This is a genomic window from Prevotella jejuni, assembly GCF_900187995.1.
GTDB lineage: Bacteria > Bacteroidota > Bacteroidia > Bacteroidales > Bacteroidaceae > Prevotella > Prevotella jejuni.
Genome location: NZ_FZNZ01000019.1, coordinates 1 through 21,952 on the forward strand (window position 1 = coordinate 1; position 21,952 = coordinate 21,952).

The following is a 21,952-nucleotide window of genomic DNA, read 5'->3' on the forward strand; positions in this document are numbered from 1 at the left end:
AACGAAAGACCAAGAGAAAAATTAAACTTTTCTACTCCAAAGTGTGAGTTCTTTAAACACGTTTTGTAATTTTGCACTTGCTGGTTGACTCTGCGGCTGCAATATTGAGAATGCATATATATGAGATTCTTAATGAAAAAAAAGCAGTAAAGAAAAACAGTTTTATAAAGAATATCATATATGATGATAAACTTAGAGTCTCTTACTTGATAGAATTACAAAGTAAAATTTCTCTTTATAGGAACAGCAATTATCAGAAATACGATTATGCGAGTACAGAATCTCAGTATAGCAATATCTACTCAATACATCAGGGAGAACGAAAATTTTTATATGATTTTTTTAAAAGCTATTTGAAAGATATCCCCAAAATTGTCAAAATTGCAGATTGGATGTTTTTGTATATCTCTTTGAAGATTAGAATAAGAAAAGAGTTTGTACAAACTAATTCCTTATATGGATTTGAGAACTTCAAAATATATGAGTCACGTAAGTCCAATTATTGTGGAAAGTATCAAGAAATATATCCTTTGTATGCTGTTCAGTCTTCAATTCGAGAAAAGACTCGAGATTATTTTGAGGCAAGAGTTACGCCAGGCGGAATTCCTAATATCAGATTAGAGTGTTCTTTAGATCATAAATCTAAACGAAGCGATATTAATACCAATAGTCTTACGTTTATAGTCCATTTCATTAAGCAAAATGAAAAGAAAATCCACAAAAAGAATTTTGGTATGAGATTCGATTTCAAGCAAGATTACGTAACCCAATTGTTTAAAGTGTTGGATGATGCAGAAAAACGCAGAACAGCCCGAAGTCCATTTAATTATGTAGAAAAACGCAGAATCGGGCATAGTCTGTTTGTTCCACCGTATAAAATTGTTGGTATTGATGCTGCTGGAGAGGAGATAGAATGCCCACCAGCTGTTTTTGGACATATATACAGATATGCGAGAGCTACAGGTTTAAAGAATCTTACTTATCATGTAGGAGAGGACTTCTATGATATTGCTGATGGTTTAAAAAATATAGATGACGCCATTCGATTTCTTGGCTTAAAAGGAGGGAGTCGATTGGGACATGCTATTGCAATAGGTGCTGATACTTATTCCTATTATCAGAATAGAGGTTATCAAGTAATTATGTCTAAGCAGAGGATGCTTGACGTACTTGTTTGGATATTGTCTACATGTAGAATAGCCCAAATAAGGATGTCTTCGGACTTTGAAAAACAATTAAAGGACAAGTCCAAAGAATTATACGAAGAGATAGGATATAGTATCTATTACGATGAAAAGAAATACTACCAGTCTATGTTGTTGAGAAGTGATGATTGTATAACATCTGTTGAGAAATCGCTTTGGGATAAAACTGCTTTATGTATAGATGAAGACTGTGTTAAGGCGAGAAAAGACCAAGATGTAGGAAAGCTATGTATAAACTATTTATCAAATAAAGATATATGGGAAAAAGGAAATGTCGTGGATGTGTTAATATTTCATAAGGATATATCTTCTATAGTTGAGCAAATCCAAAATTATATGATGGCAATCATTGTTAAGAAAAAGATTGCAATAGAATCAAATCCTTCTTCAAATGTAAAGATAGGACCTATTGACGGATATAATTTTCATCCTTGCTTTCGTTTTTTATCAAATGGAATAAATGTGTCGGTCAATACTGATGATAAAGGAATATTTGCGACTTCGTTACCGAATGAATATTCGTTAATAGCGAATGCTTATTGTCAGAATGGATATACAATAAGAGAAGCAGCATATTTGATGGAAAGACTGAAAGCTAATGCTCAAAGTCAAAGATTCAAAGAAAATAAAGTTAGACTTGGTATATAAAAACGATTTACATGGTAAAATATTCTTTTGAAACGTACACTTATGGTGTCAAACACTGAATTTGTTCTATGTGGTGTACTGCCAATAGTGTTTCTCGTCGGAGTTCAAAACCAATAATCTGCCCCCCAGTAACCAGTTAGTTGCTGAGGGGTTATTTGAAAGATGATAAACTGAGAAAGCCTACATCACAACGTCAACTCAACGATATAATCAATATCAGTCGGGACAGTATCGAGATTAAGGGTGATACCATTACCAGTCTTTGTGAAGTTGACACGCTTGTTGGTGCCAAAGATGGTGGCAGACTTGATTTTGTGGTTGCCAGTAGGGATGAAGAGGCTGGTGTCCATACAGTTTAGGATGTGGATGTAGAGTTTGTTACCACGCTGTGTACTTACTCCCCATTCATGTGGCCCAACGATGCCACCACGAGTGCCGTAGATGGTTTCGCCATATTGGTTTAGCCATTTACCTAAGGACTGAAGACGGTCGAGGGCAAGTTCGGGAAGGGCACCACCTGGTTCTGGACCTATGTTGAGGAGGAGGTTGGCATTCTTTCCAGCAGCACGAACGAGCATTTGAATTAACTCTTTTGGTGATTTGTAGAGGGTATCGGTGATGTTGTACCCCCAATGCTCGTTGATAGTCTGGCATGATTCTAAGGGTAGGCGACCGATGCTCTGACCAGAGAGACCTGCCTTGTTCTCACCTGGTAGGTCACGTTCGAAGATTTGGATATCCTCGCCAGGGAAAGGAGTATGATGGTGGTTGTTAGCAACGAGGCACTGTGGCTGCAGCTTATGAATCAAAGCATACTGCTCCTCCAACTGCCAGTCGAAAGGCTTAGCATCACTGTCATGATCCCACCAGCCATCAAACCAGATTGCACCCACCTTTCCATAGTTTGTGAGCAATTCTGTCAACTGTGTGTTCATAAACTTATAGTAGCTTGCCCAGTTAGCCTTCTCTTTTGGTCGACCAGTGCCAGTTCCTGTTCTTCCCACTGGATAATCTTCACGTCCCCAGTCAAGGTGAGAATAGTAAAGATGCAACTTGATACCATTACGTTGGCAAGCATCAGCCATTTCTTTAATGATGTCACGTTTGAAAGGAGTACCATCAACGGAATTATACGTGCTGGTAGCTGTCTTAAAGAGTGAGAATCCATCGTGGTGACGTGTTGTAATGGTGATATACTTTGCACCAGCAGCCTTGATAGCTTTTACCCAAGCATCCGCATCAAACTCTGAAGGATAGAACGTCTTTGCCAACTTAGGATATTCTTTGTAGTTGATATCCCTGTTGGTCATAATCCATTCGGTAGTACCCATCATTGAGTAGAGTCCCCAATGCAGAAAGATACCAAACTTCTCGTCTTGGAACTGTTCGCGTGCTTTAAGATTCTCAGCCGTTGGATGGTAAGTCTCTTGTGCCATGCCGACATAACTTGCCAGCAGTGTTGCGATTAAAAGTAGAGTCTTCTTCATGTAAGAATTTATTGTTTAGATTTTGAGTACAAAGATAATAAAACTACAGCAGATAACGCCCCACTTCGTAAAGAAAGTGTAGGTAGAAGCATGGGGTAGGGTGATGTTATGAAAGAAAACTTAGTCTGTTGGTTGTTGTGATGGTGGATTCAAGAAGGTGTAAATATCTTCTTTCAATCTCAGGAATGGTTCGGCGTTCGTATAACCAACATTGCGACGGAGCATAGGGATAATCGCCTCCGTACTATGACCATAACTTGACAGTTCGTTGCGACGTTGCGTATCGTGTACTGCATTGCGATTAATCTCGTCTTCACGTTCACGCACAAGAAGGTCGCATACCCGCTTCAAGACTGGTACAACTATGTTATCAAAGAGATGATGACCTTGTATATATAAGTAGGTTGTTGAAGGTGTAACACCTAAGGAACGCAGTTCGTCTTTTAGTTTTAGATAGCTTTCCTTTGCGTTCGGATTCTCCTTTTGTAGTTGTCGTACACGCATCTGCACCTTATGGCGCAGCCGTTGAATACTTTCAGTTGCTCCTTGCAGAGAGAAATTACCAATTTCCACAACTCGATTAAAGTCGGAGATGGTAAAACGTCGATGAATACCTTGGCGATAATGCCAAATACTCCAGACAAAGAGGGGATGTATACTCTCACTGTATAGCTTAAGGAACTCTTCGAAATTAAAGATAGAATGGTCGTTGAGCGTTACTGCTACTGTCACATCATGTAGGCTCGGTGCATAGCATTGTAGGTTTTCAATGGCATAAGCATACGTATGGAAAACGTATGGGTTGTTGTTCACTTCATCGGATAGTGGGGTAGTTCCTTGTAGCAGATAGTCATAATCAGCATCTACGCAAGCAATCATGTTCTCACCAATATTCTGCGAAACGAGGTTCATTAATACCGACCGTTTGCCCTTGGTAAGGTTCAATCGCGATGGTAACATCACTTCAAAGTAACGCTCTTCGTTCTCAAAACCGCTCAAGACAGTGCGCCAAAAGAAGATATCGTCATACGCTTCCACGTATGCGATAATCTTTCTCCGTGCCCGCTTACCATTCAATCGGTTCGCTGCATCAATATAAGCCGATGATAGGTTGTCGCTCAGTCTTTTTCCCATTGCTCCCTCCTTCTGACAATCATTTATCGGTTATGTCTGTAACCTCTGTTACACGGTCAATCCATCCGTTCATGATGACAGCTGGACTGTGTGTCGTGAGGATAATCTGAACATTTGGATTCAGTTCTAAGATGAGGTCGATTAAGCGTTTCTGCCACTCTATATGCAGACTCACTTCCGGCTCGTCCATAAAGAGAACGTAATGTTCATTGTCTTCTACCAATACGGTCAGCAGGATAACCAAGATCTGCTTCTCGCCACTTGACAGCTGATAAGGAGCCAGTACTTCACCGAGTGATGAGAACTTTATCTCATTCTCCGAGCGAATAATCTTCTTACCTGTCTCGGTGAAGAGGTCGTCTAAGATGTCTTGAAAGCGTTTCTTAGGTTGAGAAATCTGCTGCGCCTTCTCTGCAGCATCTGCCTCACCACTTTGTAAGGTCTCGATAATACGATTACCGATGTTCACCTGATAGTCAAGATACTTGCGTTGGAGTTGGAAAAGCTGCCAATCAAGTTCTGTAACAAGATCGACGTTAATCTTGCTGATACTATCCGAGTTCATCAGTGGACGGTCAAACGAGCGGATAATATCATAACGTATCCACCGCGCATCATTAGGACTTACCTTCAGTCGGACACCCTTCAGTGAATGGCTGGGGAATTCACCACCTTGCGACAGGCTGCGTACCACCTTATTAAGTATGGTACTCTTCCCGACACCATTGATACCACTGAGGATATTCACCTGTCGGTCCAGTGTCCAACGGATATGTTTCTTCCCGCTCCAAAGCGAGTCAATCTCAATCTCTTCTATGTAATCTGCGTATTTCTGCATACTCGTAGATATTGTGACAATCGTAGTGCAAATATAAGGAATTTTGCGTTAATGGCAATAAGAATGCTTTATTTTAATACAAATACCACGTTTGTGGTATGCTAAATAACATAAAGAGAGTATTTCACATGTTGGTAAATGTCTGTACCTTTGCATCCGTAAACAATTAGTAAGAAATCAAAACTCAAAAGAATATGGCAAAGGTAGTAAACAAACTCACAGAACTTATCGGTAATACACCACTGTTAGCACTTAATAAATTCTCTGCAGAAAGAGGACTCAAGACTCCTGTTCTTGCAAAGGTTGAGTATTTCAATCCTGGTGGTAGTGTGAAGGATCGTATAGCATTGGCTATGATAGAGGATGCTGAGGCTAAAGGACTCTTAAAGCCAGGAGCTACAATCATTGAGCCAACCAGTGGAAATACAGGTGTTGGATTAGCTTTGGTGTCAGCAGTGAAGGGGTATAAGCTTATTCTCACCATGCCAGAGACTATGAGTGTGGAGCGTCGCAACCTTGTAAAGGCTTACGGTGCTACGGTGAAGTTGACAAGTGGAAAGGATGGTATGAAGGGTGCTATCAAGGCTGCGGAGGAGTTGAGAGATTCTATTCCAGGTAGTATTATCCTTCAGCAGTTCGAGAATCAGGCTAATCCAGAACGTCACTATCTTACTACTGGCCCTGAGATTTGGCGCGATACAGATGGTAAGGTTGATGTGTTTGTAGCTGGTGTAGGTACTGGCGGTACGGTGAGTGGTATCGGTCGCTACCTCAAGGAGCAGAATCCTGATGTGAAGGTTATTGCTGTTGAGCCAACCTCATCTCCTGTATTGAGTGGTGGCGAGAGTGGACCACATAAGATTCAGGGTATTGGTGCAGGCTTTGTGCCAAACACTTACAATAAAAAATATGTTGATGAGATATTCCAAGTAGAGAATGATCAAGCTATCCTTGCTGGTCGTCAGTTGGCACAACAAGAAGGTTTGTTGGTTGGTATTTCTTCTGGTGCTGCTGCTTTTGCTGCTACCGAGATTGCTAAGCGTCCTGAGAATGCAGGTAAGACCATCGTAACCTTGCTGCCAGATACAGGTGAGCGTTATCTCTCAACAGTGCTTTACGCCTTTGACGAGTATCCTCTTTAATAGTTTTCAAATTCTAAAATACTTTCCCAACAGACTGCTTTTGTCCTTAAGACACGGCAGTCTGTTTTTGCTTTTAAGAAGAAAGACGTTTCTTTATAAACCGATAATGACTGTTTAGTGGTTTGAAAAATACTTACATAAAGTCGAGTTTTTCTCATATTGAAAAGACAAGTCAATACTTTTATTTCTGAGTTTGTAAATAACAGACTATCAGTTGATTATAAATTAGCGCAAGAAAAGGTGCTTAATAGGACTCTTAAAGGGCGTTAGTAACCCTTCAAAAGGGCGTCTTTTACAAGCTAATAGAGCGTTTGTTCAGATGCAGAAGATGCTTGTCTAAAAATGACACAAGGACTTTTTAAGGTGCATTGTAGGAAAATGTCAGGAGCACACGACTTCTGTGCTTTCATAAATAGTTGTTTTTATTTTTTTCTTGATTTACTTTGGTGATTTAATATTTTTTGTTACTTTTGCGTCCGAATTAGAGATTAATCACGATGATACAAGCAATAAATAATAATTTTAATAAGCGTAGCACCTTACAAAACAAAGGTGTTAGCCACGCTATTGCTGTATCTAATTCATTGATGAACGAGAGTAAGAAAGTTGAAAAAAAGGTAGCTAATTATTTGGTAGTTCCAAATAATTTTGTACTCTCTCTCTCTCTCTCTAGTAGAGCAGGTTTAATTTATTTTTTAATTTCTTTCGTACGCGCGCGAGGCTTGCCGTGTATAAACCCTAGTAAACAAAGGACTTTTAGGAGTTTCCTTTGTTCTTTTATTTGTGTCCATATAAAATTGAAATAAAGAGAGATTAAGCACGTAATAATGGGTTTTAGGACTGACCCGTAATAATAACTATTTTTAAATAATAAAACAATGATGAAAAAGAAACTTAAAAGGGTCTATGAACGTCCCGAGTGTAAAGTACACGAGCTTCAATTCGAAAAATTTATTTGTGCTTCCGTAACGCTAGATCCACAAGGTTCAAGTGAAGAGAATTGGAACAATGATAAGGAGATAAATGCCGATCACGAAGAATGGGTAGGATCGTCTACTGAAGTTGCTCCATAGAAGATCGATATTTGGTGTATAAAATTTATAAGAATAATTAATTCATGACAGAAATGAAAAACTTTTTTTCTATTATATGTATGTTAGCTGCTATGCTAACAATATCTTGTAGTAATGATGATGTAGTTAATAATACTGCAAACAAGGTAAATGCTGCAAAAGATATTAAATTTGAGATTTCATTCAGTGACTATAACACAGATGATACCATTAGTCATGGTACGCGTGCGACTATTGATTCACAAGTACAGAAAACTCAAATTGTTCCTATGGGGGAAATGATGTATGCTGAAGTTAGTTTACAGCGTGATACTACTAAGACAATTAACAAAGTAGGGAAAGCAATGACACGTGCTTTAACAAATGGCACATACACTATTTATGCTTATCAGGGAACAAGTCTTAAAGGTACTTTAAAGGGAACTGTTACAAGTAATGTATTTACCCCTACGAGTAGCAATGAAGAAATTGGTCTTGAACCAGGTACATATACCTTTGTTTGCTGCAATGAAAAAGTACAGGTTAATGGAGAAACTTGGAGTATTGATCGTAGTGATGTCGAGAATGCACGTATAGGTATAGCCAAGAACGTTGTAATTACCCCAACACCAAGGAAACAAAAAGTTGCTTTCCAGATGAAGCATGTTGGAAGCCGAGTTAAAGTTGTTATGCAAACAGATGGTTTTCCCCCACGTGATGTGACAGGTAATTTCTCCTCTACACTTAATATACCTTCAAAAATCAACTTTAATACATCCACTCAAACTTATGCGGTAGCAGGAACCGTTCCATTTACAGACAATATTACTTTTACTTATACAACAGGGACTTCTTGGACTAATGCCCCAACAGCTCCAGAAGGTTGGAATGATTATTATTATTTTCTTCCAAAAACAAATGGAGCTAATCTAAAATTTACAATAACTGGTGGAACTGCTTATCGATTACCAATTACAGGTCGTTCTGTTACATTCCCTGCGCTAGCCTCAATGTCCTCGAATGATTCATATCGCTTAGTGATGAAAGTTCACTATAATTACATATACCTTTTCAGTGATGGAACTACCGGACAGAAGACTGATGCAAACTTCAGTTCTAAAACACCTATAGCAGTGGTAGTGAGCCGCTCTAAACGTATTGCAGCAGCAATAAAAGATATTGACCCTAGTGCGATAAGTAATTTTAAATGGGGAAAAGATAATGTAGTTACAACAAATACTGCAAGTGCGACTCTAAGTGACCACCTCTCTGATTTAAAAGGTTACGAATATACTTATTCAACAACTTATAGTACTGATGGTATTATAAAAGGAAATGATGCAATAAACTATCCAGCCTTTTATGCTGCAGCCCATTATGACGCTGGTGTCCCTATAACAGGAGCTAACATTGGAAAATGGTATTTACCATCTATTGGAGAATGGAATCTTTATTTCAAAAACCTTGTATATCTTATTAATGAAGATGTTGATTATGTAGAAAAGCCAGCACCTGGTAGTCTAAATGAAATGTTTTATCCTGACACCTATGCTCTTAAATTTACTAGTCAACGTTCCAAAGGTGCAGGAAAAAGCCTTTATGCCTCATCTTCAGAGCTTTCTACATCGCAATATTATGCTTATTGTTATGAAAATTTTAAAAACGAATATATGGGTGGATGGTCGATGTTGCATATGTTTGCTAGAAATTATGTGGTTCAAGGGAATAAGAGTAGTGACAGTCGTATGTTTGTCCGCCCTTTTGTTCATTATTGATGTATGATAATTCCATAAATAATTAGAAACAGTAACGCTCCGTGGGCTAAAAGGTCTCGAGCCCACGGAGTTATCACAAAGAGAGACCACCTTAATAACAATATGGCTAATAAACCTATTCAATTTATCTTAAAAGAACAGAAGTTGAACATTGGAAAACAGGCTGGGAAGACTGTAATCGTAGCGCGCCCGACGGGTAGGCAGCGTATAGACTTCCGCAACTTTTGTGAACGTATTTCAAAGTCAACAACCTTTAATGCGCAAGAGGTAGCTGCTGTGCTTAATCTTGCCAGCGAAACTGCTCGTGACATTGTTGCCAATGGTGACATCGTAGAGTTTGGCGACCTTGGAACATTGACTCCTTCGTTTAAGAGTAAGGCTGTCTTGAAAGGTGAACAGTTTCGTGCACAACAACACATTGAGAAGCCTGTTGTGAAACTTCTTGCCTCTCGTAAGTATTTCACACTGAACGATGTTACCTTTGAGCAGGTAACACCAGGGGAAAAGAAAACAAAGAAGGAAAAGAAGACAGAGAAAAAGAACGAAAATCCTGGTCCTGTTCCTGCAGATTAATAAAGACACAATTCGTCAGTCTAAGATATTCAATGTAAAGTTCGCGAACAAATTCAAAAAAGTTCGCGAACTTTTTTGAATTTGTTCGCGAACTTTTTTGAGCTTGTCATAGCAATGCGTTTTGGTTAATAAATCACAAGATGTAAGAGTTTATAGTCGTCTGTCACTTTGAGACATCTAAAAAGAGGTCTTCAGCAATTTGGAGTAATACCTTTTGAGATTAGAACTTTGAAAAAAGGTCACACAGAGAAATGGAGAGTACAGAGTTTTTATATAGCAGAAATCGTTAGGCACAGAGGCACCGTTGGTGCGTGGAGGAACAGAGGATATTTACGAGTTTTATTAATTTTTTTGTCTACTTCATTACAAAGTTGTGGCTTGCAAGATTTATTAAAACATTTATAACCAAAGCTGTCAGCAATATGTGTACTACGCCTCTGTCGCTCTTTGTGCCTTCGGCACCTCCGTGATATTGTCTTTTATGCTTTCACCTCCGTGTTCTCCCCCTCTCTGTGTGCCTTTTATATATAGTAGGCTTACTTTATCACTCCATATTTCGGAAGAAGCATTTTTTGTCACTTATGCCTAACCTCAAAGTCTTTTACCTTGTCAGACTAAGTCTTAGGCTCACACCAAAGTCGTGGGTGGTAGTAGGATAACTACCAGATGAGAGGAGCGGAGTATTGATCTGCAAGTCGTAGTAGAGGCTGGCAGTAACTAAGCGGCTCAGGGTGTAGTCGCTCAAGAAAGAGAACTTGAACGCAGTATTACCACTTGAAGCTGCTGATGTCAGCGATGCAATGTCACGTGTGAGCGATGCCTGCTGGCGATAGCTCATGTCAAGGCGTAGGTTGAGGTCACGGTTCAATCCGTTATTCTGACGAGACGAACTGTTGTCTTGCTGTGAGGAGTCTGATGTCTTTTTCTTCTTACTCTTAGCCACACGTCGTGTACCATTGTTGAAAAGATTGAAGTCGTTGATTCTATAACCAATACCGATAACCCAGTCTTTTGATGAGGCTTCATTCAACTGTACACTGGTCATCGAGAGTGATAATACACGTGTCTGGCGATACTCCAAGCGTGCTGTTAGGTTGTTCTGAAGAGTTACATCAACACCTAACAGAGGCGAGAAAGCCTCGTTGATACTCACCTGTGAGATGTTATACATCGAACTTGGGATAGGGTTACCCGTAGTTGCATCAGTAATGAAACCGAGTCCGTTCATGTATTCCTGCCATGTACTATAGCTCTGATAAGAACCGATAGCAAAGATACTGCGGTAAGCATGATTGATGTTAACACTCTTGAAGAACTGTTCAAAGAATGGCAAGCGTGAAAGACCACTGTAACGGATAGACCAGTTAGGCAACAAACTGCGCAGAGAAGGGAAGATGTTGAGTCCGTTTCCACTCATGCTGGTGTATGCATTGAGGAAAGCTGGAACCATAACATCTGCACTATACTTATTAACAGCACCTACTGCAGGAGTGAAGTGTCCGCCACCAAACGAAGCAGGGTAGGTTGCATTGTTATATTGTGCCTCGACACGATTGCGATAACTATCAAGTGACTGCACGAAACGATTAAACGTTGGACTATGATAGCCGTTGTTGGCATTGCCCTGACTTTCGAATGCAGTACCTAATGATAGGGTTGTCATGGTAAGTGAACCGCTCTGTGTTGTAGGCGTACCCGTGTACATATATTGGATGCTTCGTGAGGTAGTCTGCATACGACTGGCAGTAAGGTCAACCTTGAAGTCCTTGAATGGTTCAAGTGTCATGCGAATCTGCAAGTCTTCTGTATGGTTAGTGACAGCAGGTGTAGCCACACTATCGTTCATAAGCAACCAGTTGTTATCACGTGCCTTACCGATATAATCATCATCAATAAGACCGAAAGCAAAGTCAAGACCTGGTGATAAGGCACCTGTTCCACGTGTCTGTCCAAAGGCATCACCCACCGTTGGCATAAATCCAGGCAGTGCCATTGCATATTGATCACGATAAGAAATACTTGCCGAACGTACCATCATCAGTGCACGTGCCACACATTGTGCGGTCTTATACCAACCCTTATTATCGAGTGGTTCCTTAGGTGTTACGGTAAGTTTCATGCGGATGGCAGAGTCAGTACGATTAAAGACTTTCAACTGCGTATCACCTACCTTACGATACTTAATCTTGATAGCCTTTCCTCTTTCGTCTTTAGCAGAGACAATAAGGCGTTTTGTATTCTTACCATGTGAAACAAGGATAGCAGAATCGGCATTGATAACGATTTCCTTTTCAAAGCTCTTCTGGTTCTTTGGCAGTGCTTTCTTCTTGTCGTCGTCTTTATCTTTCTCCTTCCTTTCTTTTTCTTTCTTTTCTCTCTCCGCCTTCTTCTGTTCTGCTGTCAGCTTAGGACGAGTTGGGCGAGTACGGTTGAAGCGTTCGTTAGTCTTCTTTAAGAAAGGTATATGATTATAGAGTCGTTCAAAGTTGAAACTACTATTGATGTTCAAAGCACGGTTATTTGTGATGGTATTACCGAGCGAAGTACCATTATCAAGACTCGTTCCACGTACCCAAGTGTAAGATGCAGTATAATTTGCATCAGCATTTACCCAATCAAAGATAGGTAGCAGATTGAGTGGAAGCTGATAAGAAAGTGTGAAGTTCTGTTGGTAATCGAGTGGAGTACCGAAGTGCTTAATACTTGTCCATACTGAGTCTTTCCATGCCTGATAACGATCGGCATAGAGGTCTTTATTGATAGGTGTGTAAGGTTCTTCAATCTCAGCGTGTGTCGCACTTTGGAAGTTCATGTGGAGATTGCGTGTCAAGTCCCAACGTAGAGCAAAGTCACGGTTCCAAAGGAACTGCTCGCTAAAGGTAAGTGGGAGCAGACTGTTCTCAGTTGATTCCATATCACGTTCCTGCAACTCGTAGTAGTTGCGCACCATTTCTGTGTTGAAGGTTACGTTCTGTGGAAGCCAGTTCAGTCCGAAGCGTTTGAGGATTTCAAACCATTTCGACCTACTCTTGATAAGACGCTTGAAAGGTTCCCAAGACTTATATACTGGGGTCCAGTTATAGTTCAATGCTCCGCGCCAGTTGTCTTCATTCTCATAGACCGTTGTCTCACCCGATGTGTGAGAGTGAGAGTGGCTATAAGAGAATGAGAAGTTGGCAGGGTCGTATGGCATAGGATGGTTCTTCGTCTGAATACCAACACGTACGTTAGACAAAGAGAAGTTCGTTGTCAGTCGTTTCGTAATGGCAATAGACTCAATAGAATCACGCTCTTGACGGTTTGCAGTACCATCAAGGGCATCCTTCAATTCCATATCCGTGTCGAGTGGATTATACTTAGGACGACTCTCGCTCTTGGTTACGCTGTAATATAATGGTGCTGAGACCTTTGCTTTGTCAGGGAAGAACTTTCCTAACTCAAGGCTTGTGGTGACAGAAACATCCGTCTTAGACTCCTGCTGTCGCTCGTTAACACCCTGTTCCAAACCACCGAAGCCATCAGTACTGTGGCTGGCATTGACGTCTACAGTACCGAAGTCAGACAACTGTAGGTTGAGCTGACCTCTTGCTGCCCATCCACCTTCGTTATTAAACTCTCGTAGACGTAGCTCATTCACCCACACCTCTCCACTCTTCTGACTGCTGGAAAGGTTGCGAACACCAATAATCATCGTCTTCACTTCACCAAGAGTTGGGTTACCCATCACCGTTACTTTGTTAGCAGGATGATCGGTGTCGTATACAGAGAAAGCACGGTTATAGCTTGCTGTACCTGCTCCACGTGCCTGATTGCGTTGCTTCTTCACGGAGGTGAGGAGCTTCAATGGAATATCAAGCATGTTCTCCTCTGGCCATACAATACGTCGCTCTTTCCCTGTGTTTGTATCGTAATGACCTGGAGCTGACAGTTTCAAAGGAATTTCATACTCGTAGTAATTGTTCTTGTAGTCAGAACCCAAACGGATGAACACAGCCAACTGGTTATCCGTAAGATTGGTTGTATTCTGTTCAAAGGCGTTAGCGTGTACGAACATCTGCAGACGCTTGTACTGGCGAAGGTCGAGGGTTGTATTCTTATAGACAGCCTTTGACTCACCGGGTCCAAGATTGTTGACAACCATAGAGAGCGCTTGCTCATTCTCCTCGACCAATTGTGGCTGGTTAGGATCTTGTCCACGACGAATACCAGGGGGTAATACATAGTTAACAGGAACCTTGTCGTTATTCTCTTCAAGGCTCACAGCACTCACTGACATCGTACCCGAGTTGCTTGCAGAGTTGGTAAGATTCTGCTGATACTGACGCCACTTACCACTTACAAGGTCGAAAGTGCCAAAGCGGAGTACGATGGGCTTGGCAAAACCAGTGAGGAACATACGCATAAAGCGGATGCTGGTAAAGTCGCTGATATTACCCACACGCTTCTGGAACTCCTCTAAAGGAATACGGAACTGGTACCATGTGACAGGTTCAGATCCACCCTTACGCAGTGGGGCTGAGGCTACACGCTTGTCAACAATGAAGTTCTGACCTACGACAAGGTCTTGTGGACGAATACTAATATGATACTGGTAGTATTTCTCATATTCGTTCAGCGTATAGTCCTGATTGATATCCTCTACATCAGGCGTTGTTTTATACGAGGTATCGTAACGCTCGTTGTTGTTGTCATTGTCTGGTGAGTTACCCTGTGGGTTGTTGATGCGCTTATATCGTTCAAGGATAGAAGCCTTCTTTGCATCCCAATCAGAACCACGGAAATAGTGGTAGTCATCATTGGCAGGGTCTGCCCATATCGAGTCGAAGATAGCCTGATTGGTATTAGCACGAGCAGCTGTAAGGAAGTTCTGATAAGAAGCAAACTGCTGTTCTTCCTCATCAGTCAATCCATTAAAGCCGACATCTTGTTTCGCACGACTACCCTTTGAGGTTGCGAAGGCGTAAGTAATCGTACTTTGTGTTGGTATTTTACCCCATTGTGTAGTTGTCCATGAGTGACTACCATCTACAGGCATACCACTCTCGTAGAACTTCTTACCATCTTTCAGTACGTCCTCAGATACCTCTCCAAGGTTGATATAGAAGTCACCACCATACTGGTTCGCATTTGGCAGTCGGTTGGAGTAGATGAATGGGTCGAGCATCCAGAACTCTATATACTCAATGTTAGCTGTCTGGAAGTCGTTAGTATCCAACTTACGCATCATACCTCCCCATGTTCCAGTAGGATTCGTGAGATGTCCGTTAACGTCAATATTTGGATTGAAGTTATAAGGTCCACGCTCAGAAGGATAGTAAGCGAGGTTGAGAATATTCAATGTAGAGGTAGAACCACTGTAGTTTCGGTCCCGAATTGGGAACAATTCGGTAACTGGAATCTCACGTACATAGTGATTAGAGAGCTGTTCAAGGTCACTCTTAATGTGTCCTGGAGTCAGCGAACTACTACGACGAGTGAAGAGTGGGTCGATAGTGTACCATGCCAAAAGACTTCGGTTGAAGCCACTGCGAAGGGTTGTCTTATCTGAATACTCAGGGAAGTCTGATGGTACACTTGAGATAATCCAAGAGGTTGGCTGACTTACATCGATGGTAGTCTTTGATCCCTCAAAGTCATCGAGATAAGAAGCATTGTCCTGTGTTCCCTTGCTCTGACCAGCCAATAACTGTGCAAACTCAGCAGAGAAAGTGATATAAGAAGGCTGTGTTACGTGTAGGAATGGAATCTTATTGAGCATATTCGTAAGCCACTGACTCTCTTTCTTCCAGTTGATATTCAGTCCCCAAATGGTGTTGTTGAGTGGTTCAGAACCCATATTGACCTTTGTTGTCAACGGTTGTTCAGAGAGGTGCATGAAGGTACCACCAATCTGGAAGTCCTTCGAGAAGTCGTACTCCCAGTTTACACCAATCATCGTTTTACGCTCCTGTTGATAAGCACTCTGGCTTTCTAATGATACATTGACTGCTGTACCTGCATCGATAATACTCTGATTAAGGATTGTCACCTCACCAGCACTGTAATCAACGCTATAGTCAGAACCCTCATTCAAGGTTACACCGCCCGCAGTTACTATTACCGAGCCCTGTGGAACGTTATAGGCTCCAAGGGAGATAACGTTTGCAGCCGAACCACGATACTGTCCAACAAGGACGAACTTATCTTTCTCGGCAATCTGTTTAGCGATAGTCTTTGTTGAATCGTAAAGTTGTTCGAAAACGTACTTATTCGCAATAGCTGTAGTAACCCCCTTATCTGTCAATGCTTTCCGAAGTCCATTACCGAAAGGTTCAGCCATAGGGAAGAACACACGTCCGTTGCTGATAGTATATCCCTCAACGTAATCAAAATAACCATTGGAATGTGGATTGTTATTGTTATCCAATCGGTCAGCATTGAGAAGTTTGATGAGCGTTTGGTTCTTTACTTGCGGTTCTGGAATGTATGACAGATAGACACCTGTCGTATCACTCTGATACTTCACGTCAAGGCGGAACTTATCACGCTCAATGTTAGAAGCAAGGTAATAGACGTTCTTCATCATCAAGTCCCAGTTTCCCTGCTTAGGATTATTGCTGGTGTTCTTCAATGACTTGACGAAGAGTGCCTCATTGATATTGGTACGGTCGCTGGCAAACTCACCCACCTGATAGGTAACGCCACCGTATGTATATTCGTAGGCAATCGCTAATACTTGATCAGTCTGTAGTCCGCTTTTCAGTGAGATATAACCCAAGGCATTGTTGACCGTGTATTCAGAACTATTGAGCAGTCGGGCATTTGCCAACTTTTCATAGTCGTTACCACCCACAAGACCTGCGCCATCAAGAATACTCGTCACTTGGTCGATGTTACGAGCAGCAGGGTAGGTCTGTGTAATAGTGGTGTATTCTGTATTGGCATTGTTTGTTGGTACGGGTCCGTTACCAGTTCCCCACAGATCAGTACGGCTAATCTTCTTGTTTTCACCGAGGTCGGTCAGTGCAACAATGTTTCGCGTGTTACTGGTTGTTCCAGTCTTATTCGTCACCCATACCTCCACACGATTAATCGTAACACCAGTCTTGAGGTTAGGCAATGACTTCATAGCCGCGTCATAGTTGTCGCGGAAATATTGTGAGAGGAAGAAGTGATGATTCTCTTCATAATCAGCAGCATCAATCTCAAATGGTGTAAGCTGTTTGCCACCACGTGAACTAACGCTCTTATTAGAACTCTTCTTTTGTGACAATACGGTCTGTAACTTCAGTTTACCAAACTGCATATCAGTACGAATACCGAAGAGAGCAGATGCTCCTTGTACGAGAGAGTTGTTTGAAGGGAAGGTAACATTACCACCCTCAACGAGTTTGATAATCTCATCTTCCTTACCTTCATATCTCAGTTTGAAGTTCTGTGTGTCAAAGTCGAAGGTAGCATCAGTGTTGTAGTTAAGGTTCATGTTCACCTTATCACCCACCTTACCATTCACGTTGACATTGATTTTCTCATCAAAGTCCATTGCCGTTGTCTTACGATTACGGATAGGCAGTGATGGGTTATCAATGTTCTTGATGTTTGCGCCGAACTTCAATTCAGCCGAACCCTGTGTCTTAATACGTACACCACCAGGACCGAATATCTTTTCAGCAGGACCCAATGAGAAGTGCATATCAGTAAAGTCGAACTTATCCTTACCTTTCTCCCTAAGTATCTCTTGGTTCTTTGAACGGTAGTAATCTGTAAAGCTACGCTTCTCCGTCCACTTCCGATACTCTTCTGGCGTCATCATGATTGGCGCCATCACGTAGGTCTTACCAATCTTATAACCAATGATATAGCGGTCGAGCGAGTCGTTATACTCCACAGTCTGTCGCATATTCTCTGGTCGTATAAGGTCGGTAGAGTTCTCCTTGAGGTCGTCGTAGGTAATCGGGGTTGTGCGCTGTACCTTCCAACGAGGATGTAGCAAAGAGTCAGGAATAGTCTCCTCATCGATCTCCACTTCAATAGGCTTCGCTTTCTTAACCGTGTCTGGTGGTGCCACCATATAGACGAGTTTAGCAATCGGTGCAAAACCAAGTGCCGAGCGTCCCCAACTCAACAGTCCGATACTGCCGAGAAGTGTGATAATAAGGATGGATATGTAATACTTTCTTTTCAAGAAGATAAGTGGTTTGACACCTTTTCAATCTCTTTTGGGATAGACTTGTATAGGTATCAGTGGATAGTCCTAACTGATGATAAGCCTTAACATACCGCAAGGTGCAGTTGTAGGCGGTAATCACGCCCCTCCCTTTGGGGGAGGGGATGGGGGAGGGGCCAGCTGTGTGATCAGTTGGTTGGTTCGGTTTTACTTAATCATCTTCAACGCCAACTTAACAACCTGTTCCACTGGTAGGTCTGGTTGTTCAGCGAGGATACTCACAACAACCTTTGCAGATGGGGCAGGAGAGAACCCCAACATCGTCAATGCGCTGACGGCTTCGTCCTTGATAGCAGCGTTGACAGCTGGCGTGTTAGGCTGACTGCTAACATGTAATTCGTCAGCAATACCACTTTGCATAATCTTGTCCTTCAAGTCAACGATGATACGTTGTGCTGTACGGAGTCCGATTCCCTTCACCGTCTTCAACATCTTCTCGTCACCATTGGCAATGACATTGCATAGTTCGGCTGGTGTCAGCGATGAGAGAATCATACGAGCGGTATTAGCACCGACGCCAGAGACGGTAATCAACAGTCGATAGAGCGAACGTTCCTGCTTATTGGCAAAGCCATAGAGTGTATAGTTATCGTCGCGTCCACCTGTCATAATAGCCTCGTGTACATAAAGTTTCACTGAGCTCTTGCCTTGTATGGCGCTATAAGTGTTGAGCGAAATGTTCAGTGCATAGCCTACACCATGTGCCTCGACAACAGCCAAAGCAGGTGTCAGGTCAGCCAATTCGCCCCTGATGTATTCAATCATAATCTAATAAAAATAATCCTTACCGTGGTAAGGGGTTTTGTATATACAAGATTAATAACGTAGCAGGGATATAAATTATTGTATTATCAAGGTATAAAATAGAAAAAGAAAGTGTACCGTACCCACCAACTACCAACTGGATTGTACCACAAAGGACGTTGACGGGGAGGGAATAGTTGATGGGCAAGTAATAAAGCCATTATCCTCCTTACTATATAATATTGTTAAAAATGTGGCTAAAACGATACTTTTCACAAATAAAACGTTACTTTTGCAAGACATAAGAGAGCTAAACTTTATAAAAGTAAAGAAAAATGAGAAAGATAAGAGCAGCCGTTGTAGGCTATGGTAACATTGGTGTTTACAGTGTTCAGGCACTTGAAGCAGCAAAGGATTTTGAGATTGCAGGTATCGTTCGCCGTCAGGGGGACAAGGACAAACCATTAGCACTGACCCCATACGAGGTTGTTGATGATATAACTAAGCTGAAGGATGTTGACGTGGCTATACTTGCTACACCAACACGTAGCTGCCCAGAATATGCAGAGAAGATTTCTGCTTTGGGTATTAATACAGTAGACTCTTTCGATATTCATGGTTCTATCCTCGACTATCGTACCAAGCAGATGGAGAACAACAAGCGCACCAATACCGTTAGTGTTATCTCTGCTGGTTGGGATCCAGGCTCAGACTCTGTCGTACGTGTCTTGTTAGAGAGTCTTGCACCAGAGGGGCTTTCTTATACAAACTTTGGTCCTGGCCGTTCAATGGGCCACTCTGTGGTTGCTCGTAGTAAGAAGGGAGTGAAGGATGCACTCTCTATGACGATTCCTCTCGGCGAGGGTATCCATCGTCGTATGGTCTATGTTGAGTTGGAAGAGGGCGCTAACCTTGAGGATGTAACAAAGGATCTTAAGGCTGACGATTACTTTGCTCACGACGAGTTGCACGTCTTTGCCGTACCAAGTGTGGCTGCTTTGAATGATGTTGGTCATGGCGTTCACATGACTCGTAAGGGTGTTAGTGGTCAGACCCACAACCAGCATTTCTCTTTCGATATGTCTATCAATAACCCTGCGCTTACTGCACAGGTGCTTGTTAACGTGGCTCGTGCAAGTATGCGCCTTGCTCCTGGATGCTACACAATGCCTGAGATTCCTGTCATTGACATGCTGCCAGGTAGCCGTGAGGATATTATTGCAACTTTGGTTTAAGGTTATTTGACTTATTAGATCTATTGGCCCAATTAGGCTAATAAGCCCAATTAGGCTAATAACCTTCCCCCCTAATAATGGCAACCACATGTTGGTTGCCATTATCTTTTTATGTAATAGATGGATGTGCAAAGGCTTTTTTTTGTACTTTTGCAAGTAATATGAGAACTTTCCAACATAAAGTAACGGTAAATGACATGGGCGCCATCGTGGTTTTTGGGCTTGGTGCCTTCTTCTGTCTGTGGCATCGTACGAACAGTGTGATGGTCTTATTAGGCTTTCTACTTATCATTGTGACGCTCAGAGCAGTAGACCGTGCCATTCACTCTAAATATGTGTTGACAGATGAGGCTACGCTACTGGTGATGACAGGACGCATAGGACGCACCAAGCGGGTTGTCCTCTCTGATGTGAAGAGGGTTGAGAAGCGACCGTTTGCCTTTCGTTTGGGCTATTACGCACTGTTAGAGATGACAGATGGTAGTGTTGTCAGCGTACAACCTGATAATGTCGACAGTTTCTTGTCAGCACTGGAAAAACGAATAGAAAAGAAAGATAACAAAGTATGAGATTGAAATACTTATCGGCACTGGTCGTCGGTGTCGTGTTGAGTCTGCCTACACAGGCACAGGTATATTTGGATAGTACGGAGGTTGCTAACATCCTGCATCCTAAGGCTGTGGTCGTCACACAACCGAAGGTCGCCGCCTTAGATACTGATGATAGTGGTGAGGAAGAGGAAGATACAGATAGTATTATCCCTGCTTTCACCACTGATAGCCATCTTAGTTGGAAGGAAAATATCACAGCCCGACTGGATGGAATACTCCGAAGTGCGCTCTTAGAGACGGTACAAACAAGTGTTATGGTATGGGACTTGACGGACGATGTTCCTGTCTACCAGTTCCGTGAACGCCTCCACTTGCGCCCTGCTTCTACGATGAAATGTGTTACAGCCATTGCAACTCTCGATAAGCTCGGTGCTGATTACGACTTTAAGACACGTCTCTATTATAGTGGTGAGATTGACGACTCTACCCAAGTGTTGCGTGGCGACCTCTATTGCGTTGGCGGTATGGACCCAATGCTCTCCTCATCAGACGTGACTGAGATGGCACGTGCCGTACGTGATTTAGGTATCAAGACGATAGAAGGTAGTGTTTATGCCGACCTCTCTTTTAAGGATCGTGACCGTTTGGGTAAGGGTTGGTGTTGGGATGATAAGAATCCTAATCTCTCCCCTTTGCTTGTGGATGGTAAGGACGAGTTTACCTATCGTTTCTCTCGTAAGTTAGAAGATATGGGTGTGACGCTGAATGGCTCTACTGGCGAACGTCAGTTACCCGCTAATGCACAGTTGCTAACGACACGTACACATTCTATTCGGCAGGTGCTCCATCGTATGATGAAGGTGAGTGATAACCTCTATGCAGAGTCTATGTTCTATCAGTTGGCTGCTAATGGTGGCACACGATGGGCGAGTGCGAAGACAGCACGCCAGTATGAGAATGCCCTCTTTAGCCGTATTGGCCTAAACCCTCGCGACTATAATGTTGCTGATGGTTCTGGTTTGTCTTTATATAATTATGTGACGACCGAACTTGAGGTGAAGCTCTTGCGTTATGTCTATCAGCGTCCTGATATCTATGAGGCCTATCTTGAGTCACAACCGATAGCTGGCGTAGACGGAACACTGCGTAGTCGTATGCGTGGAACGGCTGCTGCTGGTAATGTGAAGGCGAAGACTGGAACGGTGAAGGGTGTCAGCTCACTGGCTGGTTATCTCACTGCTTCCAACGGTCATCTGCTTTGTTTCTCTATTATTAATAATGGTGGACTCAGCAATGGACCAATGCGCAATTTCCAAAACAAGATTTGTGTGGCGTTGTGCCAATAGGGCTTATTAGGCTAAT

At 42.2% G+C, this 21,952-nt stretch carries 13 protein-coding genes; 8 read left to right on the forward strand and 5 right to left on the reverse strand.

What is annotated here, in order from left to right:
• Window positions 1-110 precede the first annotated feature (110 nt).
• Window positions 111-1,853: an amidohydrolase family protein gene (locus CHB62_RS08385; protein ID WP_158296837.1), complete on the forward strand. Its 1,743-nt coding sequence runs from the start codon at window positions 111-113 to the stop codon at window positions 1,851-1,853.
• Window positions 1,854-2,038: 185 nt separating this feature from the next.
• Here the strand turns inward: CHB62_RS08385 and CHB62_RS08390 are convergent, their stop codons facing one another.
• The 3 genes from CHB62_RS08390 to CHB62_RS08400 form a co-directional block, all read right to left on the reverse strand.
• Window positions 2,039-3,340, reverse strand: a complete 1,302-nt coding sequence (locus CHB62_RS08390) for an alpha-L-fucosidase (RefSeq protein ID WP_089366483.1) — start codon at window positions 3,338-3,340, stop codon at window positions 2,039-2,041.
• Between the two features lie 120 nt (window positions 3,341-3,460).
• Window positions 3,461-4,474, reverse strand: coding sequence for a DUF4435 domain-containing protein (locus CHB62_RS08395; protein WP_009011382.1), 1,014 nt, complete (start codon window positions 4,472-4,474; stop codon window positions 3,461-3,463).
• 19 nt (window positions 4,475-4,493) lie between these two features.
• Window positions 4,494-5,312 (reverse strand): AAA family ATPase, encoded by an 819-nt coding sequence (locus tag CHB62_RS08400; RefSeq protein ID WP_089366484.1) that lies wholly within the window; start codon window positions 5,310-5,312, stop codon window positions 4,494-4,496.
• Between the two features lie 194 nt (window positions 5,313-5,506).
• On the opposite strand from CHB62_RS08400, the gene cysK reads away from it, so the two are divergent.
• From cysK to CHB62_RS08425, 4 genes are all read left to right on the forward strand, one after another.
• Complete coding sequence (gene cysK, locus CHB62_RS08405) at window positions 5,507-6,454, forward strand: cysteine synthase A (RefSeq protein ID WP_089366485.1); 948 nt, start codon at window positions 5,507-5,509, stop codon at window positions 6,452-6,454.
• Window positions 6,455-7,332: 878 nt separating this feature from the next.
• Complete coding sequence (locus tag CHB62_RS08415) at window positions 7,333-7,527, forward strand: fatty-acid--CoA ligase (RefSeq protein WP_089366486.1); 195 nt, start codon at window positions 7,333-7,335, stop codon at window positions 7,525-7,527.
• A gap of 44 nt (window positions 7,528-7,571) precedes the next feature.
• A complete protein-coding gene (locus CHB62_RS08420; RefSeq protein ID WP_089366487.1) occupies window positions 7,572-9,281 on the forward strand; it encodes a hypothetical protein in 1,710 nt (569 codons plus the stop codon).
• Window positions 9,282-9,383: 102 nt separating this feature from the next.
• A complete protein-coding gene (locus CHB62_RS08425) occupies window positions 9,384-9,854 on the forward strand; it encodes an HU family DNA-binding protein (RefSeq protein WP_089366488.1) in 471 nt (156 codons plus the stop codon).
• Window positions 9,855-10,455: 601 nt separating this feature from the next.
• Here the strand turns inward: CHB62_RS08425 and sov are convergent.
• Together sov and ruvA are read right to left on the reverse strand one after the other, a co-directional pair.
• On the reverse strand, window positions 10,456-18,018 hold the full coding sequence (sov, locus tag CHB62_RS08430) for a T9SS outer membrane translocon Sov/SprA (protein ID WP_089366489.1): 7,563 nt from the start codon (window positions 18,016-18,018) through the stop codon (window positions 10,456-10,458).
• Window positions 18,019-18,207: 189 nt separating this feature from the next.
• Window positions 18,208-18,825, reverse strand: coding sequence for a Holliday junction branch migration protein RuvA (ruvA, locus tag CHB62_RS08435; RefSeq protein ID WP_089366490.1), 618 nt, complete (start codon window positions 18,823-18,825; stop codon window positions 18,208-18,210).
• Window positions 18,826-19,139: 314 nt separating this feature from the next.
• Here ruvA and CHB62_RS08440 point away from each other — a divergent pair, with 314 nt between their 5' ends.
• From CHB62_RS08440 to dacB, 3 genes are all read left to right on the forward strand, one after another.
• Entirely contained in the window at window positions 19,140-20,039 is a 900-nt protein-coding gene (locus CHB62_RS08440; RefSeq protein WP_089366491.1) for a diaminopimelate dehydrogenase, read from the forward strand.
• 161 nt (window positions 20,040-20,200) lie between these two features.
• On the forward strand, window positions 20,201-20,608 hold the full coding sequence (locus CHB62_RS08445; RefSeq protein ID WP_089366523.1) for a hypothetical protein: 408 nt from the start codon (window positions 20,201-20,203) through the stop codon (window positions 20,606-20,608).
• Window positions 20,605-21,936: a D-alanyl-D-alanine carboxypeptidase/D-alanyl-D-alanine endopeptidase gene (dacB, locus tag CHB62_RS08450; protein WP_167386058.1), complete on the forward strand. Its 1,332-nt coding sequence runs from the start codon at window positions 20,605-20,607 to the stop codon at window positions 21,934-21,936. The genes CHB62_RS08445 and dacB overlap by 4 nt, the downstream gene beginning before the upstream one ends.
• Window positions 21,937-21,952 lie beyond the last annotated feature (16 nt).